Here is a 26,976-nt window from a genome sequence, read left to right on the forward strand (position 1 = left end):
CCTTTATGAAAGTAAGTTATAAACCCTATTTTTATATATTTCAAAGCTGAAATTTGCTAAGCAATTCTCTTGAGTAGTTAAATGTTCTTTGCGTTTTTTAAGAATTGAAAGTTCTATCGCATTTGTTAATTCTGATATGGAATCAGTGTTTATTAGCATTCCGAGTTTTCCATTTAGTAGCGCATCCTTACTTCCGTCTCTATTTCCTGCGATAGATTCGCAACCACATGCTGCAGCTTCAATAAAACCTATTCCAAATCCCTCACTCGTACTTGGCATCACGAAAATATCAGCAAGTAAATAATGATTCGTGAGTTCCTCATCCGAAATATAACCAGCTATAGTTATATGTTTTTCAACTCCAGATTCTTTAATAAGTTGTTCCACTCTAATTAGTTCTGCTTCATCGCCGTTACCTGCCAAGATAAAATGTATATCTGGAAACTTATCAGTTAATAATTTTACTGCAGCAATAACTTTATCATAACCTTTGTATTGCTCACTTGATGATAGCCTGCAAACGCTTAATAAAATTGGCTGATTTAGATTTAGATTATAAAACTTCAATAGGTGAGCAGGCTTTTCGAAATTTTTCGGGATATCAAAAAAGGGGTCTAAGCAATTATTTAAAACCTCAATTTGCTTTAATGAAATTCCATTCGTTTTTTGCAGTTTTTCTGCGGTATAGTGACTTACTGCCCAAATTTTAAGTCCAGGCTGATTTAAGAAAGAAACCTTCCATTGTGCTAAGCTTTTCCAAACTTCTATGCCGTGAGCCAGTAATACTATTTTTATTTTAGGCTTAAATTTTTTGATTGCCCAGGCAAAAACCAAGAGATTAATGTGGCTCAGAATTACGGTATCAGATTTTAAGCCTTCACTAATGGCTTTCAACCCGAAATTGAATTTTTTGCCCTCAAAAAAAATATAATTTTCAGGGTTAGTATATCTTAAATCGACATCTTTATCATACATAGAGAAAGCTTTAAACGACAGATTATTCTCCTCATTTTGTGCAAGTAATTCATTAAAAACTTTAATCAATGCTCTGCAAACTTTTTCGATGCCACCAGCTAAACTAAAAGTATAAAGTGTAAGAAAAAGTATTCTGTTATTTTGCATTTAATACCTGATAGACTGCCATCATTTTAGCCCAATGCACCTTACCATTTTTAAAATCATTAGTTGCTTTATCGATGTAAGGATTTTCAGAAGCCTTTAATCCATTTAAAAAAAACTGATTATGCTTTAGCCAATTTTGAAATGGGAATGTAAAGCCCATTTTATTTCTGTTCCAAATTTTTTCCGGTAATATGTCCTTAAAGGCATCTATTAAAAGGCTTTTTGAGCGCAAGCCTTTATACTTTATGTTATTATCAATTAAGGCAATAGCAGTAATAATTTCATTATCTAGAAATGGTACACGTACTTCTACACCATGCTGCATGCTCATAAAATCAGTATCTTTTAATAGCTGATTTTGCATGTAAAGGTTGGTTTCTAGCCAAGATGCCTGTTCTTCATCTTTTAAATGATTAGGAATGTTTACCTTGATGCTGTTTAAAATTTTATCTACTTGGTTTACAGATAAATTTAATAAATGAGCAATTTCTTGTGGGGCAAAAAGACCTCTTAAAAACAGATATTTCCCTACTCCATTTTTATAACTTAAATAGTAACTTCTTTTTAAAGACGAACTGTTAAAGTATTTCCCAGATTTAAGTAGAAACTTAGGAAATTTTGATAAAGCATTTACAACTTTTATACGCTTAAAAGATGGATAGCCACCGAAAAGTTCATCGGCACCGATGCCTGATAAAACAGCCTTTAATCCATTTTCTTTAGCGAAATAATTGATAAACCAAGAATTGATGCCATCAGTAGTTGGCTGATCCATTGCCTGTAAAGCTGTTGGAAAATGCTGACTAAATATTTCTTCGTTGATGGTATATTCAGAGTGCTTTCCTTTTATTTTAGCGCTAATTAAGTCTTGATATTGTTTCTCTGAAAATTTTTCATCATCGAAATTTATCGAAAGTGAATTTATAGATGCACCTTCATATTTATCCGCTAAAAGACTAATTATACTGCTATCAATTCCTCCGCTTGAAAATACGCCAATCGGTGCATCGGCAATTAAATGTTTTTTAACTGCTTTCTGCAACAATTCTTTAATCAATACTTCCGCTTGTTTTGATGTATTAATTTGGTAATTCACCTTTTTATTGTTGAAAGGCTTTATCTCGAAGATATTTGTCTGCAAATCATATTCTAAAAAATTGCCCTTCGGCAATGCATAAACATTTTTAAGTGTTGTTGTAGGTTCGGGTAAATGCCCAAAGGCTAAAAAATATACCTTCCAATTGGGGTTCTCTGTATAAGAATATGAGATATTTTTGAAGGCTTTCACTTCAGATGCAAATACCAGGTTTTCTGTTGCGGTTGAGTAATACAAAGGCTTTATTCCCGATTTATCTCTAACAAGGTAATTCAATTCTTTCTGCATATCGTACAATGCAAATGCAAACATCCCACTTAATTTTTCAAAACTTGCTGTCCCCCAAGCCTGGTAAGCTGCCAGAATAACTTCGGTATCGCTTTTTGTTCGAAATTTGAAATTTAGTAGTGTCAATTCTTCTTTCAATTCCAGGTAATTATAAATCTCACCATTAAATGTTATCACCAAATTTCCTTCATCATAAAACATCGGTTGATGCCCATTTTGACTTAAATCTATAATCGAAAGTCGCCTGTGACCAAAGTGAAGCGATTTTGAATCATTGGTATAAAAGCCTTCATCATCTGGCCCTCCATGTTTCATAACATCACACATAGCTTTTACATCATTTTCCAGCTGAAGCGAACTTTTATTTTTATCGATAATTCCGGCTATGCGACACATTTATCGATGTTTATGGTTATAATATATGAGTTGTTAATGATTGCCACTTTACACAGCTTCGCCCTTTCAGTCACATTTTTAATTTGAAAACGTACCGATTAGTGCTTAAATATTTTTGCTATTAATGTGTTAATTTATCACCACATTAATAAAAGTGTTTAATGTAATGGCTCTATAAAAGCCATTGAAGTATTAATTTGTATCGCAAAGCCCATATTATCTAATCGTAATATAATGCGTTGTTTATTTTGAAATGAAACCAGTTCTGCTACCATATCTTTAAATGGACCGGCTTTGATAATTACTTTTTCACCCGGATTGATTTTATAATTCAGAACCTCCAATTCGGCATCGGTAGCTAACAATAACTTTAAATTTTCAATTTGTTTTTCAGGCATAGATGAAATTTGACCTGAAAAATATAGGAATCTGGCAATGCCATTCGTCATTAATACTTCCGAATGTTCTTTAGCTGAAATATAAACGAAAAGATACGATTTAATTAAGGGTTCCTCAACAATTTTCTTTCTATCGCTCCATTGCTTCAGCTCTTTTTTTAATGGAATATATGCAGTAATATTTTTACGCATTAGTTCTTGATAGGCTTTTTTTTCAGCCCTCGAACGCGTATAAACCGGATACCATCTGTAATTATTATCAATCATTAATTTAAAAAGCTTTATATCTAAAAGCGAATACTATCCACCACCTTAATTATTAATTTTTTACTATTACCTATTTCTTTTTCCAAAACATCCACCATTTTCTATTTTCATCATCGTAATATCCCGAACCTGAATAACCGCTGTAATCAGAATAATAATAAGTGCTATTGCCACCACCACGGCATAATCAGTTGTATAATAGTTGGCGTACAACGCATCGTCTCCAAAAGCATTTAGTACAATCGCCAAATTACTTAAGCCATATTCACGAGATAATCTTTCTGGTATCGCAGCGGCACGTTGCTGTGAAACACCAGAGCGGATAACAAAAAGATTTACATCAGACGATCTGATTAAAGGAATCGCATCAGACACTAAACCAACAGGAGCTGTATCTATCAAAATGTAATCGTAATGAGGTTCTAGCTGTGTTAATAATTCTCTCATGGCAGCTGTATGCAACAATTCAGACGGGTTTGGCGGCACCGGACCAGAAGGAATAAAATCGATTTGATGAACCTTATCGTGTACAAGAACATCTTCTAAAATAGCCTGATTGGAAAGTATAGAACTTAATCCCTTACTATTGTCGCTACCAAAAACCTTATGCAATTTCGATTTTCGTAAATCGGCAGCAATTAATATTACTTTCTTTTCGATTAAAGCGAGCGTGCCTGCTAAGTTTACGGTAACAAAAGATTTTCCCTCTCCAGAGATTTCGGAGGTTATGCAAATAATTTTACTTTGCTTATGGCTAGCTAAAAAACTTAAGTTGGTTCTAACAGAACGTACAGATTCTGCAAATACAGATTTTGGTTTGGCAATAGAAAGTGCTTGACGGCTGTCTTTATCAATATAATCTGGAAATTTCCTAATTACACCAATAATCGGTGTGTTTGTTAAACCTTCAACCATTTCCTTATCGTATATGTAAGGATTTAAAAACCTAACCAGCAATATTAATCCTATTCCTCCGGCCAAACCTATCACCAATGCAGTTGTATAAGTTTTGTTTTCATTTGGCGAAATTGGATAGAATGAAGGGTAAGCAGGATTCACAATTGACGCACCCGGAACAATTGCTGCAGCGTTCATTTCGGCTTCAAGTTTTTTCTCTGATAAGTACGATCTAACTTTATTATTTACTTCGAAATTGGCCTGAAGCTTTACAAAATTTTGCTCTTTCGTAGGAATGGTACTAATGTTTTGGTTTACACCTGCAATCTGATTATCAATGTATCTTATGGTTCGCTCATTTTGTTCACGAAGCAACCTGATGTTATTTTTAATAGATGATTTAACGGCAGCAATCTGCTTATCAATAGTTAAAACGGGTTGAGATTCGGGATTGAATTGAGATAATTTAACTTCTCTACTCGCTAATAAAGTATTTATTTGGCCCACCAAGCCACCAAGGTTATTGCTCAGTTCGCCTTCTAAATCAATGCCGATTTCGATTTTATTTCTATTGTTGTTAACCTGTTCTTCTAACTGACTAATGCCTAAAGCCTTTAAATTTAGCTCAGATTTTTGTTTCTCCAGGTCGCTAAGTTTTCCTACCGTCAGAGTAGTTGCTGATGATAAATCAACAATTTTGTTTTGGGTTTTAAAGTTTGCTAAGTTACTTCCTGATTTGCCCGTTTCGGTGTTTATAAAGCCAAGTTGGTTATCGATAAATTCTACCGTTTGCCTTGCAGATCTTCGTCGCTGAATAACATCATAAAGCACATATTCTTTCATAATGGCATTAAGAATATCGGCAGCAAATTGTGGGTTTCCATCGGTTTGGCTTAAGCTCATAACATTGGTAAACCTTGCTGCTTCGCCAATATTTAAACCGCCCATAGCTCGACCAATAAAATCCTCTTTTGTGTTAAACTTAAATTGATAAATGCTTTTTGGAGGAATCTTATCGCGAATCCGAAAAATCATATTGCCAGCGTTTATGTTTTCTCCATAACGATAGGTTTTTTTTGAATCTTCCAGCGCATTTTTAATTGTGAAACTTTGTTCGTTTATAGCTTCTACCTGATAAAGCGATCGCTCGAAATTTACACTATCTTGCTTTACAATTTCAATTACAAATGGAACATTAGGATAGGTTTCTGTTGTTCTTATTCTACCTTTTATATAATAGCTTATCTTGTAATCGATGTTTTTTACGGCGTTTAAAATAACTTCGTTGCTTCTAATAACAAAACTTTCTGCCTGTATTTTATCTGTGTAATTATAACTTTGCATGGCAGCTTGCCCGCCTGTGCTTATTGCGGGGTTAGCGTCTTCTAGCTTAAGCGATGCACCTGTTTGATAAACTGGTGGGGTATACCACAGGTAAATTTTAGCAACTATTAATACAATTACAACCATGCCGGCAACCCAATACCATCTACTTAAAAAAACACGAAATATTTTATAAAAATCTATTTGCTGACTAACAGATTGTGGCTGAGCTGGAGTTGGGTTATTTTCCATCATCTGGTTAGGCTAAGTATTAATATCCCTAAATTTACCACTACCAAAATTGGTTGTATCACATTGTTAACACTAGTTAATTTTTCGCTAAGTGCGGCACTTTTTGTAGGTTGTAGAATTATAATATCATTGTTTTGAAGCACTAATTTTTTGCTTGCCAAACTATTTATATCAGATAGGTTTACATAAATTATCTCCGGATGATTTCTATCACCTCTAATAATTTTTAATGTTTTTGGGTCGGCAGTTTTTGTGATTCCACCGGCTTCACCAATAATATCTATAAGTGTGGTATTTTCTCGCTCGATAAAAAAGTTGCCTTGTTTGCTAAACTCACCTAATAGCGTAACTTTTAGGTTAACGATATTTAGCTCGATTATGGGGTCTTTCAGTAGTTTTTGCTTATACAAATCCTGAATTTTAATAGCAGCTTCTCGTCTAGTTAAACCTGCAATTTCTACTTTGCCAACGGCAGGTAGGTTTACCTGCCCGTCTAAATCTACCGGATAGGAGAGTACGTTTTGTCCGTTATAATTATTAATGTTATTGTTAGTTTGATTTGTAAAATTGCTGCCTGCTGTGGCGCCAAATTCGGGGTTTTGAACATTTCTGATGGCTATCTTATCATTAACCTTTATTTTGTAGTAAGCATCTGATATGCCTCGGTCATTTACTACATAAACTTGCTTGATGGTATCGGTAACTATATCTGTTGGTGCATTAAACAGACTATGTTTCTTGCGGACGGAACAGGCGCTAAAAAGGAATAGTAAGGAAAACGTGATAAATAAATAGATGTGTTTACTGTTGAAATTCTCTATCATAAAGTGCTTCTCCCTAATAATTTGTTAGTTAAACAAAATGATTTTAAATGTTCTCAGAAAAAAATATTTGGCTTATTCTTAACTAGAACTGTTTGGTTATAACCGTAATTTAGCAATTTTTATTAATAATTACCTATAATTGGTTAATTTAATGCTAGTTGTTGTTTAAACAGTAAATACTGTATATTTACTTATCCTTTGTTGTTATAGCATATCCCATAAAATTCATTTTTATGGGAAAGTTTATAATTTTAATTCTTCTGTGTTTTGGTTCTGTAAAGTCTTTCGGTCAAATACCAAATACATGCTACTATCTTTCTGGCGGTAGGCTTTACACTAATCCTGCACGTACAGTTCCGAGCGGTGGCATTACGGCGATAAGTCAATGCTCGAACGGCTATAGTGGAACTCCAAATTTTACTGTTAATAATTCCCCGCCTGTTTCATTTATTTCGCAAACATTATGTCTTTTAGGTGGAGGAAATTACTATAATGTAAATTGCCCCCTCGATGACTACGTCTGGTTTTTAATACTACCAATCGGCATGATTGGATTTCGATTCATGCGTAAGCGTGAGTTATCTTATTAGGATTTTTCATATCTAATTAATTTAAAGGTTTTAATAGCTTTATTTAATGCTGATTTATGAGAACCGAAGCAGCTATTTATTCACTCCAATTCATGGTGTGAATATCCGTAATAATATTTTCTATTAACCATAATTGGCCAACTAATTGGACTCTGTTCAGATAATGAACAAACAAGAAATCAACAAAAGTAAGTGAACAAAAAGAACAGTTAAATGGCTTGCTAGCTTCGGTAACTTTGAATAATTTACTTCATCCCTATGAAGCGTTTAAAGCTTGTTTTATTGATTTTATTAGCTTCGTATTTTCAGAAATCTTTTGCACAAACTGGGTGTTTGGTCTCAAGTAATAACACAGTTTATACGGTTCAAGATAACTCACTTGGTAGTTTATTAACTACGATCTTTGGTAATCCTGTTTATCTACCAAATCCAAATGAGCCAAGTGTATCTGCTTGTGTATCGAATTCTCAATTTAGATGGGTAGGGGCTTCGCAAAATTGTACAGTTTGCCCACAGGGTTATGCTACAGTTTTAGGTACAGTAACTGGTTGCAATGGGGTTAGGCTTACTGGTATAGTTGCAAACCGCACAGTTGTGCAATGCAACCTAGATGATTATTCTTGGGCTTTTGGCTCTATTGCATCAATTTTTGCGTTTTTTATGATAAGACGAACAAGAACATCACAGCTAAATTTATCACAGGTTTAGATAAGCTTAACAACCAGAGATCGATTGTTAATTTTCCTTTACATTATTAATAAGTTGCTTTTTTTAGTTAACGTCACCCTGAATTTATTTCAGGGTCTTTTTAGCAGGAAAAATGCTGAAATGAATTCAGCAAGACGTGTGGCACAAGCAATACGGCGTTAAAACAGCAGAATATCAAGTTAAGTAACAGAACTCAGCTTGACTATAAAATCCTATTCTAAAATTTTATAAACTTGTCAATCTGCTCATTGGTAAATTTAATGGTATCTTCCTGAATCAAATTGCCTTCCGCATCAAGCTCAGTTTTTATATTTGGAATGTGTAAACGAAGCGGCAAAACATTTAAATGTATGTAATGGCAAACCCCGGTAAAATGGTCAACTCCTCTGATATTACCATACTTACCCGATGAAATTCCAATTAAAGCTGCTTTTTTATCATAAAAACTTTCCGGGAAATTGCATGCATCAATAAGCACCTTTAAAACACCTGGGAAACTTCCATTATACTCCGGCATTATGAAAATGAATTTATCAGTTGCAGAAATTAAATCCTGAATTTTTTGAAAAGCTTCCGTCCGTTTACCAAACATATCGCTATTTAAAACATCAATTGGTAAATGCTCTAAATTCAGTAGGTTAGATTCCTCACCTTTTAATTTAAGTTGCTGTTGGTAATATTTAGCCACTTTTAGCGTATTGCTATTGGGTCTGTTTGTTCCGGCTATTATTGTAATCATGGATGAATTGTTAATAAGATGTGTAAAACCCAAAAGCCCTTATTGCTAAAATTACCATATAGTTTGTATCTTAGCTGATTGATAAAAAGGGCGTAAACAACGCAAAAATAGAACTTTTTGCCGATTAATTGGCAACAATTGTACAGCCCAAACACACATTAAGTAAACTTCGGATACATAGATGAGCAAAATTATTGCATTAGCAAATCAAAAAGGTGGCGTAGGTAAAACAACATCATCCATAAACCTGGCTGCAAGTTTGGCCGTATTAGAATATAAAACTTTATTGGTAGATGCTGATCCTCAGGCAAATTCGACTTCGGGTATTGGTTTCGACCCACGGAATATAAAAGACAGTATCTACGAATGTATCATTAACGATATCGATCCTTTACAAGCCATACAAAAAACGGAAACACCAAATTTAGATTTATTACCTGCACATATTGATTTGGTAGGGGCAGAAATTGAAATGATAAACCTTAATAACCGCGAATATAAAATGAAAGCGGTTTTAGAAAAGATTAAAGATCAGTATGATTTTATTATCATCGATTGTTCTCCATCATTGGGTTTAATTACGATTAATGCACTAACCGCTGCAGATTCGGTAATAATTCCTGTTCAATGCGAATATTTTGCTTTAGAAGGCTTGGGTAAACTACTGAATACAATTAAAATTGTTCAAAACCGTTTAAACCCTGAATTGGAAATTGAAGGGATTTTACTTACCATGTATGATGTGCGCTTACGTTTATCAAACCAGGTGGTAGAGGAGGTAAGAACGCATTTCCACGAGTTGGTTTTTGATACCATTATTCAGCGAAATACCCGTTTAAGTGAGGCTCCTAGTTACGGCGTTTCGGTTATTATGCATGATGCAAATTGCAAAGGCGCAATAAATTACCTTAACCTTGCCCGCGAAATTGTTAAGAAAAACGGCTTGTTAAAAGAGGAAGAAAACATTGATACAGCAACTTTATAAATCATAAATGACATCTTTTCAGCGAAAAACAGGTTTAGGAAGAGGGCTAAGTGCGCTTTTAGATGATAGCGATTCTTCTCATCCGCCGAAGCAGAATGTTAATCATATTAGCGAAACCGAACAGATTGGTAACATCAGTCATGTAAGTTTAACCGAAGTTGAAACCAATCCATTTCAACCACGAACCGAATTTGACCAGGTTGCACTAAATGAACTTGCCGATTCGATAAAAACTCAAGGATTAATCCAACCCATTACCGTTAGAAAAATTGGTGCAAATAAATACCAGTTAATCTCTGGTGAGCGAAGATTTAGAGCGTCGAAGCTTGCTGGTTTATCTCAAATACCTGCTTATATCCGTAGCGCAAACGACCAACAGATGTTGGAAATGGCATTGATCGAGAATATCCAGCGGGAAAATTTAAACGCAATTGAAGTAGCTTTGAGTTTTCAAAGGATGATTGATGAAGTTGGTTTAAAACAAGAACAACTTGGCGAACGTGTTGGTAAAAACCGTACAACGGTTACAAATTATCTGCGTTTATTAAAACTTCCTCCTGCAATACAAGCTTCCATCCGCGACCAGCGAATTTCTATGGGTCATGCCCGTGCTCTAATTAATGTAGATGGCGTTGATAAACAATTGTTTATCCATCAAGAAATTTTAGATAAAGGTCTTTCTGTTCGTAAAGTAGAGGAACTTGTTCGCAACCTCCAACATACACCATTTAAAATTGAAGATAAGCCTAAACCAAAAAGCGCTTCGTTTCAATATCAGAAACTGCAAGATGATTTGGCGTCTAAATTCGCTACGAGAGTAAAATTAAAAGTTAGTCAGAACGGTAAAGGAGCAATAGAAATTCCTTTTGTTAGCGATGATGATTTGAATAGAATTTTAGAATTATTAGATTGGTAATGCTGAAATTCAAGAGGTTAATATCATTTTCTTTATTTGCATTTTGCTTTGTAAATCTGGCTTCAGCACAGGTTAGAGATACGCTATTAAAACCTATTGATACCATAAAAACAACTCCAATACGTGTTGTTAGGATAGATTCACCGAAGAAAACGACTGATACAGCGAAAGCGAAATACGTTAATCCTGGTAAAGTTGCAGCTAGAAAGGCCGTACTAAAATCTTTAATTATTCCGGGTTGGGGGCAGTTATACAACAACCAATTACTTAATGAAAAACTTAATGCCAAAGGTGAAAAAACTGGTCATTTCTGGCAGAAAACATATACGTTAAGCAAAGTCGGAATCATTTATGCCGGTTTTACCCTGCTAACTTTATCATATATTGATAATGATAAACAGTATAAGATTTTTTTAAAGGAGGCGCAATTTAGGGGATTAAATTCGGGGCAAACAGAGAATAAAACATTAGATAGATATAGTGATTCTAACCTACTTAACAATCTTGCCATTTTTAAAAGAAACAGACAGATTGTAATTTTCTCTTATTTCGCGGTTTACGCAATAAATGTTGTTGATGCGTATGTTGCCGCTCGCTTAAATTATTTTAATATAGATGATTCTCTGTCGATGAAAATTACACCATCATTAATGAACAATCCCACCGCTATGTATGGCTTTAATGCCACACCAGCTTTAAAAGTATCATTACGATTTTAACCAAATTAAATAAATATCCCGATGAAAATTGCGCTTTTAGGATACGGCAAAATGGGCCAGATTATAGAGAAATTCGCTTTAGAACGCGGTCATGAGATAGTTTTAAAAATTTTTATTGATAATCAAGACGAACTAACCCGTCAAAATTTAAAAGCTGCTGATGTAGCCATCGATTTTAGCACGCCAGATTCTGTATTAAACAATATCTATACTTGTTTTGATGCTAATGTGCCTATTGTTGTGGGAACAACTGGCTGGTATGGCAAATTACAAGAAGTAAAAAATGAATGCAATAACAGTAACAATACTTTACTGTATGGGTCTAATTTCAGTATTGGCGTAAATTTATTTTTTAAATTAAACCAAACTTTGGCAAAACTGATGAATAGTTATCCTGCTTACGAAGTTCAGGTAGAGGAAATTCATCATACACAAAAGCTTGATGCACCAAGTGGTACAGCAATTACCATTGCAGAAGGCATTGTAGATAATTTGGATAGAAAGACAGAATGGTTAAATGAGGTTGTAGGTACAAATGTAGAAATGTTCCCGAAAGCCGACCAACTATTGATAGAATCGCACAGAATAGAAAACATACCTGGAACGCATACCGTAATTTACAGTAGTGAGGTAGATGAAATAGAAATTAAACATACCGCTCACAGTAGAGCAGGTTTTGCATTAGGCGCTGTAGTAGCAGCCGAGTGGCTCGAAAATAAAAAGGGCTTTTTTAGTATTACAGATATTTTTGAATAGAAGGTTGAAGGTAAAGGGTTAGAAGGCATAAGGCTCATAGTCCAAGACTGAAAAAACGGACAAAATATTAAATAGTAGATTAATAATCACACAAGAGATATTTTCGCTTTGCGCTCCCTCTTCTATGGAAAGAGAGCGGGTGAGGCTTTAACTAAACAAAAAATATGAATTATAAATTCTGGCAGAAAAAAAATGATGCCAATAAAAAGAAAAAATCCAAAACCCGCGAATGGGTAGATGCAATTGTTTTTGCGGTGGTAGCGGCAACAATTATCAGGGTGTTTTTTATTGAGGCTTACACCATTCCTTCGGGTTCGATGGAACGCTCTTTATTAATTGGCGATTTTCTTTTTGTAAGTAAAGTTAATTATGGCGCACGTATCCCTATGACGCCTGTAGCTTTTCCTTTTGCGCACCACACTATGCCACTAACAACATCAACCAAAGCATATTGGGACGGTGTTCAATGGAAATATCATCGTTTACCAGGCTTATCAGAAATTAAACGCAACGATGTTGTTGTATTTAACTTTCCTGAAGGTGATACCGTTGCGGTAGAAAATCAAGTTCCGAGTTATTATGATTTGGTTAGACAATATGGTAGAGAAGCAATTCATAGTCAGTTTACTATTACCAGCAGACCGGTAGATAAGCGTGAAAACTTTATTAAACGATGTATTGGTATTGCTGGTGATGTTATCAGCATGAAGGACGGAATTGCGAACGTAAATGGTAAAGATGAACCATTAAAAAGCACTGGAATGATGCCTTACCGCATTGAATTTAAAACCATGAATTTTAATTATGCTGTTTTTGATGATTTAGATTTAAAAATGGGCGATATGCAACCAGATGGTCCGAATGCATATATTGCCGAAATCTCACCAGAAATGGCCGATGAAATTAAAGCTTTTGATTTTGTAAAGTCGGTAAAAATGAATGCAGCTCAATCTTCGGTTATCGAAGCTGGTGGTTTATTTCCACACGACCCAAATCGCGTTTGGAATAGAGATAATTTTGGACCAATAAAAATACCAGCTAAAGGTTGGACCGTTAAAATTGACAGCAATACCATGCCTTTGTATTACCGGGCTATAAGAACCTATGAGGGGAACAAAGTGGAGCAAAAAGGTAAAGATTGGTACATTAACGATAAACTTGCCACATCATACACATTCAAACTAAATTATTATTGGATGATGGGCGATAATCGCCATAACTCTGCCGATTCTAGATATTGGGGCTTTGTACCTGAAGATCATGTTGTTGGTAAAGCTTTATTTATTTGGATGAGTTGGAATAGCGAAGGTTCATTCTTACATAAAATTCGATGGAGTAGATTATTAAAAGGAATTCATTAAATCGATTAAATTCAAAAACGACTTACACAAACATGTAAGTCGTTTTTTTATAGTTAGTTATTCTTTTTAATTTTTTTAAAAAGATTATATAAGTTTTGTAAATTTTTATTAAGTTTGTTTAACAACCAAACTTAAATGTCTGCAATAGTTAAGAAGAACGTTCAGCTTAAAGCTGATATCATCAAACACCTTTACTATAAAAAACTTTTATCTCTAACAGATTTAAGCAAGCTTACTATGAAAAGTTTGCCACTAGTTACCTCCATAGTCAATGGGTTGGTTGAAGGTGGTCAGTTAATCGAACAAGGTTTTGCACCATCAACAGGCGGTAGGCGAGCGGCAATGTTTCTTATAAATCCCGATTACAAAAAATACATTGTTGCCGTAGCAATGGATCAATTCATCACCCGCCTCACCATTTACGATTTATCGAATAATAAAATACTACCTACGCAACTGGTAGATTTAGACATGTCTGCACAAAATAGTGCCGATTTGCTAATCGAATTCATAAACAAATGCATCGAAAAATCTAAACTAGATAGAACAAACTTATTAGGTGTAGGCATTGGGATGCCAGGCTTTGTAAATGCAGATTTGGGTATAAATTACTCTTTTATGCCGGTAGAAGGTGGAAGCAATTTGCAAGGTTACTTATCTAAACAATTAGATTTACCAATTTTTCTTGATAATGATTCGAGTTTAATTGCATTAGCCGAACTTAATTTTGGTGAAGCTGCTGGCTTAAAAGATGTTTTGGTAGTAAACATTGGATGGGGCACAGGTTTAGGGATGATTGTTCATGGCAGTTTATACCGTGGAAGCAGCGGTTATGCCGGTGAGTTCAGTCATATTCCTCTATCTAGTTCTGATACACTTTGTTCTTGTGGTAAACGCGGATGCCTTGAAGTAGAAACATCTCTGCTGGTTATGGTTCGTAAAGCAGAAAAGGCTGTAGCTGATGGCGAACCCACCATAATGGCTGAACTTTTTAAAGATACAAGTAAGCACCACGCCGATCATTTTCTTGATGCAGTAATTAAACAAGATTCAGTAGCCATCTCTATACTATTTGATGCGGCTTTCCTAATTGGAAAAGGGCTTGCTACGCTAATTCACATCATGAATCCTGAAAGAATCGTTTTAAGCGGTCGCGGAGCAAAAGCCGGAAAAATGCTTTTACCACCAATACAGCAGGCAATAAATAAATTTTGCATTCCCCGGGTGGCAGATCAAACCAGTATTGTACTTTCTAATCTTGCAGAGCAGGCAGAACTTTTAGCTGCGGCTAGCCTGCTGGTAGAACATAGCAATTTCGACTAATCATAATAAACAATACAATATGGCTAAACAAAAATCGTAAACAAACATCCCCAACAACCAACTAATCAATTAAATACTAACTACAAAAAAATGAAAAAAATGTACTTAAAGTGCCTAAGTACGCTATTGTTATCCCTTTTTACAATAGCAGCTTTTGCTCAAAAAACTGTTACAGGAACAGTTAGAGATGCATCTGGAGCAGTGCCGGGAGTTAATGTTTCTATAAAAGGAACAACCAAGGCAACTCAAACAGATGGAAATGGAAAATTTTCCATATCAGTAAATCCAAGCGAAGTTTTGGTATTTTCTGCAATTGGTTTTGCCAAACAAGAGGTAACCTATAGCGGCCAATCTACAATTAGCATTTCACTTAAAGAAAATGCAAGCCAGCTTGATGAAGTAAATGTTGTAACTACAGCTCTTGGTATAAAACGCCAGGAAAAATCGTTAGGTTACGCAGTAAGTACTGTTACAGCTAAACAATTAACAGAAGGTGGTAATACCAATTTTGCATCTGCATTATATGGTAAAGCAGCTGGTGTTAAAATTACTACAGCTCCGGGTGGTGCAAGTAGTGCGGTAAACGTTCAAATTCGTGGTATCAATTCAATCAATTATAACCAACAACCACTTTATGTTGTAGATGGCGTAATGATAAGAAACGATGGGCAAAACGGAGCCGCTGGTGCCAACAATAACAATTATTGGGATGATCAACGTGTTAGAGGTAATGGTATTTTAGATATTAATCCTGCTGATATTGAAACATTAACCATTTTAAAAGGTGCAAGTGCATCAGCTTTGTATGGTTCTGACGCAGCAAGTGGTGTTGTTGTAATTACTACCAAAAAGGGTTCAAAAAACAGAGGATTAGGTATCGACTTTAATTATCAGGCTTCTGTTGATAAAGTTGCGTTTTTACCAAACTTTCAGAATACTTATGGCCCAGGTTACGATAGAGAAACTAACGTTGCAAATGGTGCTACCGAAGAAGGATGGATTCCGGATGCTCAATCTCCAAGTGGTTTCAGACCATACTTCAGGGCGTACGCCAATTTCGGTCCGAAGATGGAAGGTCAGCAAGTTAGATGGTGGGATGGTTCTGTAAGAGCATACAATCCTCAGCCAGATAACTATAGAGATGTTTATCAAACGGGTTATACTTCAAATGCAAACGTTGCTATTTCCAACCAAACTGATGGTGTAAACTATCGTTTTTCTGCATCAAGATTAGATTATAAAGGTACACAGCCAGGTAACACAGGTACAAGAAATACTTTTAACCTAAATTCTACCATCAAATTAGCTCCTAGATTAACTGCTGATGTTATTGTAAGCTATGTTAACACACTAACCAAAAACAGACCATATCAATTAGGTCAGGTTTTAGGGTCGTTTAGTGGTTTTTTCAGTAGAGCAGAAGATATGGATTTGATGAAACAAAAATATCAAACCAGCAATGGATATAAATATTCTACGTTCGACCAAACTGCTCGTCCTGAGCCATTCATTTTTAACATTAGAGCAACAAATTTATTAGATTTTTATTGGCAACAGCTTAAAAATAAATACGACGAAAATGAGAACAGGTTATTATCAAGTTTCACTTTAAACTATGATGTTGCAAAAAACCTAAAATTCAGAGGTCGTATTGGTAACGATTATACAAGTGTAAAAACAGAAAATCGTCAATTTACAGAAATACCAAGTGCATTAAACGGTAACACAAGTACAGGTTCTTATACAACAACTCAAGGTCAGTATTCAGTTTTATATGGTGATGCGTTATTAAGTTACACCAATAAAATTGGTGAAGATTTTAGTGTTTCATTAAGCGGTGGCTATCAAGGCAGAAAAGAAAGTTATAAAGACTTAAGAGCAAATACCAGAGATGGATTGGTTACAGAGAATTTCTTTGCACTTTCTAACTCGTTTGGTATAGCAGAAACATCAGAAGCACGTAAAGAACAATTGAAATATGCTTATTTAGGGTTATTAAACTTGAGTTACAAAGATTTCTTATTTGTTGAAGGAACCGCAAGACGCGAGTATGTTTCTACTTTGCCTCCAGGAAATAATCAATACTCATATTATTCAGTAAATAGTGGTTTTGTTTTTAGCGATGTAGTTAAATTGCCATCCTTCTGGACTTATGGTAAATTAAGAGCATCTTATGGTGTAGTAGGTAATGCGCCGCCAATTTATGAAGCAAACGTTTCTTACACTCAAAACTCTTTACAAACCATTAATGGTTCTGTACCATCTATCGTTTCGGCAAGTGCTTACGGTAACTTAGGTTTAATGCCTGAGAAAAAATATGAAGCAGAATTTGGTTTAGAAACTCGCTTTTTAAAAGGAAGACTTGGTTTAGATGTAAGTTATTATGATAACAAAATTAAAAACCAAATTTTACCGCTAGATGTAACCTCTACTAATGGTGCAAAAAGCCAAATTGTAAACGTTGGTGAAATTGGCAACAGAGGTTTTGAGGTTGCCATTAATGCGACTCCAATTGCAGGAAAATTTAGATGGGATACCCGATTAAACTTTTCTACAAACAAATCGAAGGTAAACTCTTTAAAAGATGCTAATTCAGAAATTAACTTCTATTCTTCTGATCAGGCTACCTCTAAAATTGTTGCAAGAGCAGGCGAGGATTTAGGTAACATCTATATCCGTCCACGCAAAACAGATGCAAGCGGAAACTATTTGATTAATGATGACGGTTTTTATGTTATGGACAATTCTGTTTACGTAAAAGTTGGTAACATCATGCCGAAAGCTGTTGGTGGTTTTTCAAATACATTTAGCTATGGCAATGTTGCTTTAGATTTTACTATTGATTACCGTTTAGGTGGCAAAATCATTGCACCAAACTTGAAATTTATGCGTGGTGCAGGTATGTTAGAAAATTCGATGGAATTTAGAGATGCTGCAAATGGTGGAATTGCTTACACAGCGAATGGAAAAACATACAACGATGGTGTTTTATTACAAGGTGTAAACCAAACAACTGGCTTACCAAACACTAAAATTTTATCAGCAGCAGATTATTATTTAACTACGTACAATTGGGGTGAAGGTTCTTTAACAGAAGGTGAAATTTTTAATAACAGCTATGTTAAAATGAGAGAGATAACTTTAAGTTATAAAATTCCTGCATCATTCACTAAAAAGTTAAGCATCACAAATTTAAGGTTCTCGCTAATCGGACGTAACTTGTTTTACATCTATCGTACACTTAAAGATTTAGATCCTGAAGCTCCACTAGGAAACAAATGGTGGTCTCAAGGTGTAGATGTGGGCTCTACAGCAGCATCAAGAAACTTTGGATTTTCTCTAAGCGCAAACTTTTAGCCAACTAATAAAAATAATATTATGAAAAAATTAATCATAAATGCCAGTTTTCTTTTACTGTCTGTAACAGCTTTAGTTGGTTGTAAAAAAGATGTAGATGAAAAATTCAATAACCCTGAAAAAGTACTGGATCCTAACGTGCCAGGTCTTTTTACAGGAATGTTAAATAACGATAGGGTTGCCCAAAAATATTGGAATGTTCGTACGTTTTTAACCCAAATGCCAGGTGTTTACGCTCAAACGTCTTACATCTCCAACGGTAATACAGTTTATCAGCAAAGTGATGGTTATTCTCAACAATATTGGGATGATTTTTACAGCACTGGTGGAAATGGAAGCGGACCAATGGCACTTTACCGTGTTATGGAAACGAAGTACAATTCTTTATCTGCAGCAGAACAAGCTAGTCAGAAAGTTATAATGCAAGCTGCAAAAGTTGTATTGATAGAGCAAGCTGCTAAAATGGTCGATTTATGGGGTGATATTCCATATTCTGCAGCAGGAAGCTTGCCTACAAGCAGCGCAATTACCAACCCGAAATACGATGAGCAAAAGGCTTTATATACCATGTTCATTTCCGATTTGGCGGCTGCTGCAACATATTTCAAAACAGCAACAACAACCAGTGCATTTTCTAAATCAGACATTTTATTAAAAGGTGATGTATCAAAATGGACTCGTTATGCAAATTCTCTGCGTTTAAGGTTGTTAATGCGTATTTCTAAAACTGATGAAGCTACAGCTAGAACAGCTGTATTGGATATGCTTAACAATCAAGCTAATTTTCCATTGGTTGATGGTGGAAATATTGCACTATACAGTCCTGCAAGTTCAGATGTTTTGCTTGCTCCTTTAACAAATAGCACAAGCGATTTGCATGATGCTTTTTTTGAAGGTGCTTGGTATGCAACAGATTACATGCTAAATACTGTTATGGCTCCGGCTAATGATCCTCGTATTCCTGTAATTTATGATAAATTCGGACGTACAGTTGCAGGTAAATTTGTGCCAAATGCAACGTACAAAGCAATGCCAATTACCTTTACAACTGCTCAGCAAGAGTCTAGCTTTGCAGATTATGCTGTGTTAGATTCTGCAACTTTCCTTTACAACCAAAAATTGCCTGGTATCTTAATCACAGCAACTGAAGTAAACTTATTAAAAGCAGAAGCTTATGAAAGATGGGGAAGTACAACAGATGCTAAAACAGCTTACGATAATGCATTAAAACAATCGGTGGCTTTCTACTATTATTTAAATAATTTAAACCAAGGCAGTGGTTTTGTAAATGTTGCAGCTCCATCTACTACAACTGTTGATGCCTGGGTAAATACTTCATCTGCGGCTTATTCGGGTACATCGACTGCAAAATTGCAAAAAATTGCTACCCAAAAATGGACGCATTTCGGTGTATTACAATCTACAGAAGCTTGGTCTGAATACAGAAGAACAGGTTTCCCGGTACTTACATTTCCAACTAATGGTAAGTTATCTGGTTTTGAAACTCCGCCAAATCGTTTGCTGTATCCAGCTAAAGAGAAAACTTTAAACAGCGCTAATTATCAGGTTGTTGTAAGTAAAGATACTCGTATGGGTAAAATCTTCTGGATGCCCTAATCATCCATATAATTTAATTTATTTATTATCCCGGCCAACGGTTTGGTCGGGATTTTTTTTTATAATTGATTATGAAAACCAAAATCCTTATTCTATTCTGCGCCGTGTTTTTATCTATTAATTTAAAAGCCCAGCAAAACGATATTATGCCTCAATCTACTCATTATGAGGCACCAACCGACCCACTTGTTAAACAAAAATTAGATAACTGGCAGGATAAAAAGTTCGGTATGATTATCCATTGGGGATTATATGCTGTACCAGGAATTATAGAATCATGGTCTATTTGTTCTGAAGATTGGATTGAACGAGATACCACAATTTCATACGATGATTATAAAAAGTGGTATTGGGATTTCAGCAAGCAGTTTAATCCCACAAAATTTAATCCGGAGCAATGGGCAAAAGCTGGTAAAAGTGCTGGGATGAAATATTTGGTTTTTACAACTAAGCACCATGATGGTTTTGCCATGTTCGATACCAAAGAATCTGATTTTAGCATAGCAAAAGGTCCGTTTGCTAATGACGCAAAGGCCGATGTAGCTAAATATGTATTCGATGCTTTTAGAAAAGAAGGATTTATGATTGGTGCATATTTTTCCAAGCCCGATTGGCATTCGCAATATTATTGGTGGCAAAAATACGCTACGGCAGATAGAAACAACAATTACGATATAAGAAAATATCCATGGAGATGGAACAAGTTTAAAGATTTTACCTACAATCAAATTGGAGAATTGATGCACAACTATGGTAGTGTAGATATATTATGGCTAGATGGTGGTTGGGTCCGTCCGTTAGAAACTGTTAATGCCGAAGTTTTGTCTTGGGGAGCTAACATTCCAAAATGGAGCCAGGATATAGATATGCCGAAAATTGCAACAATGGCAAGAAAAGCACAACCAGGGTTAATCATTGTGGATAGAACCGTTCATGGTCCTTATGAAAACTATCAAACCCCTGAACAAAAAATTCCGGAAACACAATTGGATTATCCTTGGGAAAGCTGTATGACTTTAGGTGGTGCATGGGGTTTTGTTAAAAACGACTCTTATAAACCTGCTGCAGAAGTGATTCATAAATTAGCAGAAATTGTAGCAAAAGGCGGCAGTTTGCTTTTAGGTGTTGGTCCAAAACCGGATGGAACATTGCCAGAAGAGGTTACAACGAAACTAAATGATATAGGAAAATGGACTGTGGTAAATGGGAAGGCAATTTACAATACTCGAATTACCAAAAATTACAATAGCAACCAAACGTGGTTTACCCAAAGTAAGGATGGCAAAAAGCTTTATGCAATTTATTGCTTAAAATCTAATGAAAAATCTCCTGCATCAATCAGCTGGACGGGAAATTCTCCAAAAAAAGGTACTGACGTAATTTTAATTTCTACAGGAGAAAAAGTTAGGTGGAACGATGTTGATGGCAAAACCACATTGCAATTAAAGGGCAGTGTTAATCAGCCTGCATTGGCATTCGAATTTACGCCTAACGGTTAATCAGCATATATTTTATCCTTCAGAAATGATTTTTAGAAAAATTTTAGTTACTCTGCTTTTATTATTTGCAACAAGCTATAGCCTATTTGCGCAAAACAATAATGGTAAAAACACATCGCAACCAGTCTATAAAAATGCAAAATTAAATGTTGACGATAGGGTAAAAGATTTACTATCCAGGATGACACCGGAAGAAAAGTTCTGGCAGTTATTTATGGTTCCGGGTGATGTTGATGGCATCAAAAAAGGCAGTTATAAAAACGGTATTTTCGGTTTGCAAATTAGTGCACAATCTGGGGGAGGCGGCGAAGCACAACAAATGCTTAGTTACAACACCACGGAAAATGCTTACACCCTAGCTAAAAAGGTAAACTTGTTGCAACACTACTTCATTAACAATACCCGATTGGGAATCCCGATGTTGGTTTTTGATGAAGCGCTACACGGTTTGGTACGGCAAGGTGCAACCGCTTTTCCTCAATCCATCGGTTTGGCAGCAAGTTTTGATACTCTAATGATAGCACAAATTGGAAACTCGATTGCGAAGGAAGCTAAAATAAGAGGAATAAGAGATGTGTTGGCTCCTGTTATAAATATGGCTGATGATGTAAGATGGGGCAGAACCGAAGAAACTTATGGTGAAGACCCTTATTTAACCACGGTAATGGGCTTAGCTTTTATGAAAGCTATCGAAAAGGAAAATGTTGTGGTAACACCAAAACATCTTATTGCCAATGTTGGCGATGGTGGAAGAGACAGTTATCCGATAGAAAAGAATGAGCGATTTTTAGAAGAGATACATTTTCCGGCTTTTAAAGAAGCTGTAATGAAAGGTAAAATCCGTTCTGTGATGACATCTTATAACAGTATAGATGGCACACCAGCCACCTCGAATCATTGGCTTTTAACGGAGGTTTTAAAAAACAATTGGGGATTTAAGGGTTTCGTAATCTCAGATGCCGGTGCGGTTGGAGGCGCAAATGTTTTGCACAACACCGCAAGTGGCTATCACGAGGCAACGGTACAAGCGCTTAACGGCGGATTAGATGTTATTTTTCAAGTTGAATACGAACACTATAAATTATTTATGCCGCCATTTTTAGATGGTAGTATTCCTCAGAGCAGAATTGATGATGCCGTTTCGAGGGTTTTAAGAGCGAAGTTTGAATTGGGTTTATTTGAAAATCCGTATTTATCAGAAAAGGAAGCAAAGGCTTCATTAACAGATTATTCTAATAAATCTTTAGCAAAAAAAGCAGCTTTAGAGTCGTTTGTTTTGTTAAAAAATAATCAGCAAACTTTACCATTAAAGCAATCAAAAAACATTCTGGTTTTAGGTGAAGATGCGATTGAAGCCCGTTTAGGAGGATATAGCGGCACAGGAAAAGGTAAAGTGAGCATCTTGGATGGCATTAAAAAACGAGCAGGAAAATCAGCCATTGTTAATTACACCCAAGGCAGTTTTCGTAATGATAAAGATTATGTTGTTGTAGATTCTTTATATCTCTCGTCGAACAATAAAGTAGGTTTATCAGCAAATTATTTTGAAACAACTGATTTATCAGGCAAAGCCGTTTTAAGTAGAATTGATAAAAAAATAGATTTCATGTGGACGCTTTATGCGCCCGACGAAAAATTGAAAACCGATAATTATTCTGCCAGATGGCAAGGCGAAATCAGCATACCAAAATCAGGAAGTTATAAAATCGGTTTAGAAGGTAATGATGGTTATCGTTTATTTATTAATGATAAAATCGTAATCGACCAATGGGATAAAAGCTCCTATCATGCAAGATTGGTTGATTTTGATTTCGAAGCCAATAAAAATTATCCTATAAAGATAGAATTTAAAGAACCCAAAGGTAATGCGCACCTAAAATTAATCTGGAATTATGGTGTCGAAAATAAGCAAGCTGAAGAATTACAGAAAGCCAAAGACTTAGCTAAAAATACGGATGCCATCATTATTGCAGCAGGAATCAAAGAAGGTGAGTTTTTAGATAGAGCTATGCTAAATTTACCTGGGAATCAAGAATTTATAATCCGTGAGATGGTAAAAACGGGCAAGCCTGTAATCGTGTTGCTGGTTGGCGGTAGTGCTATAAATATGCAAAACTGGATTGATGAAGTGCCCGCTATTTTAAACGTTTGGTACCCTGGAGAAGAGGGCGGAAATGCTGTTGCGGAAACGCTTTTTGGCGATTATAATCCAGCTGGAAGGTTACCCATTACCTATCCTGTGGATGAAGCCCAATTGCCGCTGGTTTATAACCATAAACCTACTGGTAGAGGAGATGATTACAATAATTTAAGTGGCGAAGCACTGTTTCCTTTCGGTTATGGATTAAGCTATTCTAATTTTAAGTACTCAAATCTAAAACTTCAGAAAAATAAAATTAAAATTGGTGAAACAGCAATTGTCACCTGTACAATAAGAAACGAAGGGAAGTATGATGGCGATGAAGTGGTACAACTTTATATTCGTGATGTATTGGCCAGCGTTTCACAACCTGTGCTTGCCCTTAAGAATTTTAAGCGCATTCATTTAAAAGCAGGAGAAGAAAAAGAAGTTGTATTTGAATTAAAACCAGAAACTTTTCAAATGCTTAATAAAGAATTAAAATGGGTTGTAGAACCAGGTGAATTTAGAATTATGATAGGTTCATCTGGTAAAGAATTGCAGCTAAAAGGAACTTTGGTTATTGAGCCATAATATTTGAGAATCTAAACTTCCATGGTCTGTGTCCTCACAGACCATAATAAAGCTAATTCAATCTTTCAATTTTTAGTTTGTCAGCCAATTCGTTTAAATCTTTAACAACTACATCGATAATTGGTATTCCACTAATTTTCCTTTCCTGTTCAAATTCATGTTCTGGCTCACCTGGAATAATTACTTTTTTATCGGGGTCGATTGTTTCGGCGCTTTTAAATCTTTCAATCCAATTATCAAGATGATTTTTAAAATCTTCGGCTGGTCGGAAACCATCAACTCGCATAGCGCCTAAAAAATGACCTAAACCTTCTCCAACTGGATTTGCAGAAGGTTCTAAAAAAGCAACAAAAGGCGGAACCCATGGTCCATAATTGGCGCCAGAAAGCACAGCAGATAAGATGTCAACTGTTGCACTCAATCCATATCCTTTATGGCTTCCGTGGTCTTTATCACTTCCCAAGGGTAACAGCGAACCTCCATTTTTTAGTTCATTTGGATTGGAAGAAATCTCCCCATTCTTGTCCTGAACCCAGCCATCAGGAATGCTTTTATTTGCTCTTTGTGCAATTTCTAACTTGCCATTTGCAGCAGCTGCTGTAGCCATATCTACAATTACAGGTGGGTATTTTCCTGCCGGAAAAGCATAACACATTGGGTTGGTACCCAGCAATCTTTCGCTTGAATAAGTTGGCGCAACTAGCGGACTTGCATTTGTCATACTGATGCCAATCATATCTTGCTCAACCGCCATTAAAGCATGGTAGCCAGCAATACCAAAATGATTTGAATTTTTAACAGAAACCCATCCGCTTCCATATTTTTCGGCTTTTTCTATAGCAACCTTCATAGCAAACGGCGCCACAACTAAGCCTAATCCGGCATCGCCATCAATTGTAGCAGTTGTTGGTGTTTCATGTACGATTTTAATATTTGGAGTAGCATTGATCCTTTTCTTCTCCCATAAACGCACATACCCACTTAACCGGGCAACACCGTGCGAATCAATTCCACGTAAATCAGAACGAACTAAAACATCAGTGGCTAATTCTGCGTGCTCATTTGAACAGCCAATTTTTTTGAAAACACTATAAGTAAATGCCCTAAGTTTTGCTTCGGTAAAAGTTATGAAATTCATTTTTAGTATCAAATATTAAGTAGCAAGACAAGTTTTTTGTGTATTTGCTATGGTCTTTAAGCTGTAATTTTTTAAGGTAGCAACAAGGTAAAATCACCTCCCAATGGTTCAAAGTTTTCAATACACGATGAAAGAAAGTCTTCACCATAATTTACATACATGGGTGCAATGTTCAAAATGCGTTCTTGCAAAGTTCCGCTTGGAAAAAGTCGTTTTTTAACATTTTCTATCTGAGCCAAAGCTATTTCATGCTTGCGCTTTTCGGCCCTGAATAGTTTTTTCTCTAAATTGGCTAATAAATGATTTGTTTTTTGCTTCGCCGAATCAGTAGAAACTGAAAGTGTCTTATCAATTTTGTAGGCATTCAATTTTATCTGGTCGAAAATGCTGTTAATTGCTCTGGTTTCATCAGCTAAAATTAACTGTGCGGTAGAATTTCGTTTAACCCAAATGTTCTTTAATTCTTCAACAGGCAAGAAAATATCTTCCAGTGCGAAACCCAAACTGTATAAATTCTCTGCACTGCGTTTATCAATCAATAAAGCAGAATTACGCAGGAGTAAAACTGGGAAATCAACCTTGTAGAAATCAAAATTTGCTTTTAATTGCATCCAATAGGCTACCTCAGCACCGCCACCAATGTAGGCTATATTTGGTAAAATAATTTCCTGATACATTGGGCGCATAACTACATTTGGGCTAAATCGTTCCGGGTGAGCCTCTATTTCAGCTTTTAATTCTTCTTCCGTAAAACTGATTTCTGTATGATTTACAAGATATTTTCCATTTTCTAAAATCAATCTTTCACGCAAATCATCTTTCAGATAGAAAAAGTTTATATCCCTTCCATTAACCTGGGTTTTATAACCAAGCGATTCTAAATTACCCGAACTTTCGTTGATGTTTTTAGAGCTGTTGTGTTGTGTAATATCTGTAGCAATAACCTGCGAAAACAACTTTTTTAAAGATGGATTATCGGCATTAACGATAACTAAACCATACTTTTCAAAAAGATTATTAACCAAATATCGTGTGGCATCGGCTAAGTTATCATGTTTCAGGTAAGCTTTTTCAACCAGTTTTGCAATGTGCTTACCGTTTTTTGAGATACCCAAATAACCTTGGTAAGCCAGAACAGCTGCTGCTACAGTTTTTGTATTTAATCTACCAGTAGCACCATTAGTATTTTGAATCCAACTGATGTTTTTTTCATCAACACTTACGTGATTAATTTCATCAAAATCGTGGTCTTCAGTCGCCATCCAATAAATAGGAACAAAATTTTTATCGGGATGAGCCATCTTTAATTCGATAGCCAAATTTATAGTGGTTACAATTTTATAAATAAAATAAAGCGGGCCTGTAAAAAGATTTAATTGATGGCCGGTTGTAACCGTAAAAGTATTTGCAGAAGCTAAAAGTTCTATATTTTTTGTAACCGATTTATTAGGCTGTAAATGTTGATATTGAGCTTTCAAAACATCAACTAAAATATTTCTATCGCCTAAAAAGTTTCGGTTTTCTATGGCCTTGGCTAAACCATCTATATCTGGGCGATAACTGTAAAAAGCTTTGAGCTGTTCTTCGTTATTTATATAATCCAAAACCAATTTAGAAAAAGAACCGGTTTCCTGATAAGAAATATATTTAGCCTGCATAATTAGCGAAAGTAGTTCAATTTAAGAACATTTA

The 26,976-nt window shown here is 35.5% G+C and carries 19 protein-coding genes; 11 read left to right on the top strand and 8 right to left on the bottom strand.

Going from position 1 to position 26,976, the window contains the following annotated elements:
- Positions 1–3: 3 nt before the first annotated feature.
- The 5 genes from ACFOWA_RS09060 to ACFOWA_RS09080 all read right to left on the bottom strand — a co-directional run bounded on the left by ACFOWA_RS09060 (position 4) and on the right by ACFOWA_RS09080 (position 6,863).
- The gene (locus ACFOWA_RS09060; RefSeq protein WP_378984264.1) at positions 4–1,122 is read right to left on the bottom strand and encodes a glycosyltransferase family 4 protein; all 1,119 of its coding nucleotides are present in this window, start codon (positions 1,120–1,122) and stop codon (positions 4–6) included.
- Positions 1,112–2,902 carry an asparagine synthase (glutamine-hydrolyzing) gene (gene asnB / locus ACFOWA_RS09065; RefSeq protein ID WP_378984267.1) on the bottom strand — a complete coding sequence of 597 codons (1,791 nt, stop codon included), beginning with the start codon at positions 2,900–2,902 and terminating at the stop codon, positions 1,112–1,114. Before asnB ends, ACFOWA_RS09060 begins: the two co-directional genes overlap by 11 nt.
- 158 nt (positions 2,903–3,060) lie before the next feature.
- Positions 3,061–3,567: a UpxY family transcription antiterminator gene (locus tag ACFOWA_RS09070; protein WP_378984270.1), complete on the bottom strand. Its 507-nt coding sequence runs from the start codon at positions 3,565–3,567 to the stop codon at positions 3,061–3,063.
- Positions 3,568–3,633: 66 nt separating this feature from the next.
- A complete protein-coding gene (locus ACFOWA_RS09075) occupies positions 3,634–6,042 on the bottom strand; it encodes a GumC family protein (RefSeq protein ID WP_378984273.1) in 2,409 nt (802 codons plus the stop codon).
- Complete coding sequence (locus ACFOWA_RS09080) at positions 6,039–6,863, bottom strand: polysaccharide biosynthesis/export family protein (protein ID WP_378984276.1); 825 nt, start codon at positions 6,861–6,863, stop codon at positions 6,039–6,041. Before ACFOWA_RS09080 ends, ACFOWA_RS09075 begins: the two co-directional genes overlap by 4 nt.
- A gap of 848 nt (positions 6,864–7,711) precedes the next feature.
- Between ACFOWA_RS09080 and ACFOWA_RS09085 the strand changes: the two genes are divergently transcribed.
- Positions 7,712–8,161, top strand: a complete 450-nt coding sequence (locus tag ACFOWA_RS09085; protein WP_378984278.1) for a hypothetical protein — start codon at positions 7,712–7,714, stop codon at positions 8,159–8,161.
- 217 nt (positions 8,162–8,378) lie between these two features.
- Here the strand turns inward: ACFOWA_RS09085 and ACFOWA_RS09090 are convergent, their stop codons facing one another.
- A complete protein-coding gene (locus tag ACFOWA_RS09090) occupies positions 8,379–8,900 on the bottom strand; it encodes an NADPH-dependent FMN reductase (RefSeq protein ID WP_378984280.1) in 522 nt (173 codons plus the stop codon).
- A 181-nt stretch (positions 8,901–9,081) separates the two neighbouring features.
- Between ACFOWA_RS09090 and ACFOWA_RS09095 the strand changes: the two genes are divergently transcribed.
- From ACFOWA_RS09095 to ACFOWA_RS09140, 10 genes are all read left to right on the top strand, one after another.
- Entirely contained in the window at positions 9,082–9,885 is an 804-nt protein-coding gene (locus tag ACFOWA_RS09095) for a ParA family protein (RefSeq protein ID WP_378984282.1), read from the top strand.
- Between the two features lie 7 nt (positions 9,886–9,892).
- Entirely contained in the window at positions 9,893–10,801 is a 909-nt protein-coding gene (locus ACFOWA_RS09100; protein ID WP_378984285.1) for a ParB/RepB/Spo0J family partition protein, read from the top strand.
- Entirely contained in the window at positions 10,801–11,520 is a 720-nt protein-coding gene (locus ACFOWA_RS09105) for a DUF5683 domain-containing protein (protein ID WP_378984288.1), read from the top strand. The genes ACFOWA_RS09100 and ACFOWA_RS09105 overlap by 1 nt, the downstream gene beginning before the upstream one ends.
- A 21-nt stretch (positions 11,521–11,541) precedes the next feature.
- Positions 11,542–12,276: a 4-hydroxy-tetrahydrodipicolinate reductase gene (gene dapB, locus ACFOWA_RS09110; protein WP_378984291.1), complete on the top strand. Its 735-nt coding sequence runs from the start codon at positions 11,542–11,544 to the stop codon at positions 12,274–12,276.
- Between the two features lie 164 nt (positions 12,277–12,440).
- Positions 12,441–13,637, top strand: a complete 1,197-nt coding sequence (lepB, locus tag ACFOWA_RS09115) for a signal peptidase I (RefSeq protein WP_378984294.1) — start codon at positions 12,441–12,443, stop codon at positions 13,635–13,637.
- Between the two features lie 135 nt (positions 13,638–13,772).
- Positions 13,773–14,960, top strand: a complete 1,188-nt coding sequence (locus ACFOWA_RS09120) for an ROK family protein (RefSeq protein WP_378984296.1) — start codon at positions 13,773–13,775, stop codon at positions 14,958–14,960.
- Positions 14,961–15,050: 90 nt separating this feature from the next.
- Positions 15,051–18,317: a SusC/RagA family TonB-linked outer membrane protein gene (locus ACFOWA_RS09125; RefSeq protein ID WP_378984298.1), complete on the top strand. Its 3,267-nt coding sequence runs from the start codon at positions 15,051–15,053 to the stop codon at positions 18,315–18,317.
- 21 nt (positions 18,318–18,338) lie between these two features.
- Positions 18,339–19,934: a SusD/RagB family nutrient-binding outer membrane lipoprotein gene (locus tag ACFOWA_RS09130; RefSeq protein WP_378984301.1), complete on the top strand. Its 1,596-nt coding sequence runs from the start codon at positions 18,339–18,341 to the stop codon at positions 19,932–19,934.
- 71 nt (positions 19,935–20,005) lie between these two features.
- Complete coding sequence (locus ACFOWA_RS09135) at positions 20,006–21,433, top strand: alpha-L-fucosidase (RefSeq protein ID WP_378984303.1); 1,428 nt, start codon at positions 20,006–20,008, stop codon at positions 21,431–21,433.
- 25 nt (positions 21,434–21,458) lie between these two features.
- Positions 21,459–24,146: a glycoside hydrolase family 3 protein gene (locus ACFOWA_RS09140; RefSeq protein WP_378984306.1), complete on the top strand. Its 2,688-nt coding sequence runs from the start codon at positions 21,459–21,461 to the stop codon at positions 24,144–24,146.
- Positions 24,147–24,198: 52 nt separating this feature from the next.
- Here the strand turns inward: ACFOWA_RS09140 and ACFOWA_RS09145 are convergent, their stop codons facing one another.
- The gene (locus ACFOWA_RS09145; RefSeq protein ID WP_378984308.1) at positions 24,199–25,284 is read right to left on the bottom strand and encodes an Ldh family oxidoreductase; all 1,086 of its coding nucleotides are present in this window, start codon (positions 25,282–25,284) and stop codon (positions 24,199–24,201) included.
- Between the two features lie 71 nt (positions 25,285–25,355).
- Positions 25,356–26,942 (bottom strand): bacillithiol biosynthesis cysteine-adding enzyme BshC, encoded by a 1,587-nt coding sequence (bshC, locus tag ACFOWA_RS09150; RefSeq protein ID WP_378984310.1) that lies wholly within the window; start codon positions 26,940–26,942, stop codon positions 25,356–25,358.
- Positions 26,943–26,976 lie beyond the last annotated feature (34 nt).

Origin of the sequence: Pedobacter lithocola, assembly GCF_042650845.1 — a bacterium.
GTDB classification, from domain to species: Bacteria; Bacteroidota; Bacteroidia; order Sphingobacteriales; family Sphingobacteriaceae; genus Pedobacter; species Pedobacter lithocola.

Excerpts from the sequence above, each read along its gene's own strand:
- ACFOWA_RS09085 (WP_378984278.1), top strand. The coding sequence starts at position 7,712 with ATGAAGCGTTTAAAGCTTGTTTTATTGATTTTATTAGCTTCGTATTTT.
- ACFOWA_RS09125 (WP_378984298.1), top strand. The coding sequence starts at position 15,051 with ATGAAAAAAATGTACTTAAAGTGCCTAAGTACGCTATTGTTATCCCTT.
- ACFOWA_RS09095 (WP_378984282.1), top strand. The coding sequence starts at position 9,082 with ATGAGCAAAATTATTGCATTAGCAAATCAAAAAGGTGGCGTAGGTAAA.
- dapB (WP_378984291.1), top strand. The coding sequence starts at position 11,542 with ATGAAAATTGCGCTTTTAGGATACGGCAAAATGGGCCAGATTATAGAG.
- ACFOWA_RS09080 (WP_378984276.1), bottom strand. The coding sequence starts at position 6,863 with ATGATAGAGAATTTCAACAGTAAACACATCTATTTATTTATCACGTTT.
- lepB (WP_378984294.1), top strand. The coding sequence starts at position 12,441 with ATGAATTATAAATTCTGGCAGAAAAAAAATGATGCCAATAAAAAGAAA.
- ACFOWA_RS09070 (WP_378984270.1), bottom strand. The coding sequence starts at position 3,567 with ATGATTGATAATAATTACAGATGGTATCCGGTTTATACGCGTTCGAGG.
- ACFOWA_RS09090 (WP_378984280.1), bottom strand. The coding sequence starts at position 8,900 with ATGATTACAATAATAGCCGGAACAAACAGACCCAATAGCAATACGCTA.
- asnB (WP_378984267.1), bottom strand. The coding sequence starts at position 2,902 with ATGTGTCGCATAGCCGGAATTATCGATAAAAATAAAAGTTCGCTTCAG.
- bshC (WP_378984310.1), bottom strand. The coding sequence starts at position 26,942 with ATGCAGGCTAAATATATTTCTTATCAGGAAACCGGTTCTTTTTCTAAA.
- ACFOWA_RS09075 (WP_378984273.1), bottom strand. The coding sequence starts at position 6,042 with ATGATGGAAAATAACCCAACTCCAGCTCAGCCACAATCTGTTAGTCAG.
- ACFOWA_RS09140 (WP_378984306.1), top strand. The coding sequence starts at position 21,459 with ATGATTTTTAGAAAAATTTTAGTTACTCTGCTTTTATTATTTGCAACA.
- ACFOWA_RS09135 (WP_378984303.1), top strand. The coding sequence starts at position 20,006 with ATGAAAACCAAAATCCTTATTCTATTCTGCGCCGTGTTTTTATCTATT.
- ACFOWA_RS09145 (WP_378984308.1), bottom strand. The coding sequence starts at position 25,284 with ATGAATTTCATAACTTTTACCGAAGCAAAACTTAGGGCATTTACTTAT.
- ACFOWA_RS09130 (WP_378984301.1), top strand. The coding sequence starts at position 18,339 with ATGAAAAAATTAATCATAAATGCCAGTTTTCTTTTACTGTCTGTAACA.
- ACFOWA_RS09060 (WP_378984264.1), bottom strand. The coding sequence starts at position 1,122 with ATGCAAAATAACAGAATACTTTTTCTTACACTTTATACTTTTAGTTTA.
- ACFOWA_RS09105 (WP_378984288.1), top strand. The coding sequence starts at position 10,801 with ATGCTGAAATTCAAGAGGTTAATATCATTTTCTTTATTTGCATTTTGC.
- ACFOWA_RS09120 (WP_378984296.1), top strand. The coding sequence starts at position 13,773 with ATGTCTGCAATAGTTAAGAAGAACGTTCAGCTTAAAGCTGATATCATC.
- ACFOWA_RS09100 (WP_378984285.1), top strand. The coding sequence starts at position 9,893 with ATGACATCTTTTCAGCGAAAAACAGGTTTAGGAAGAGGGCTAAGTGCG.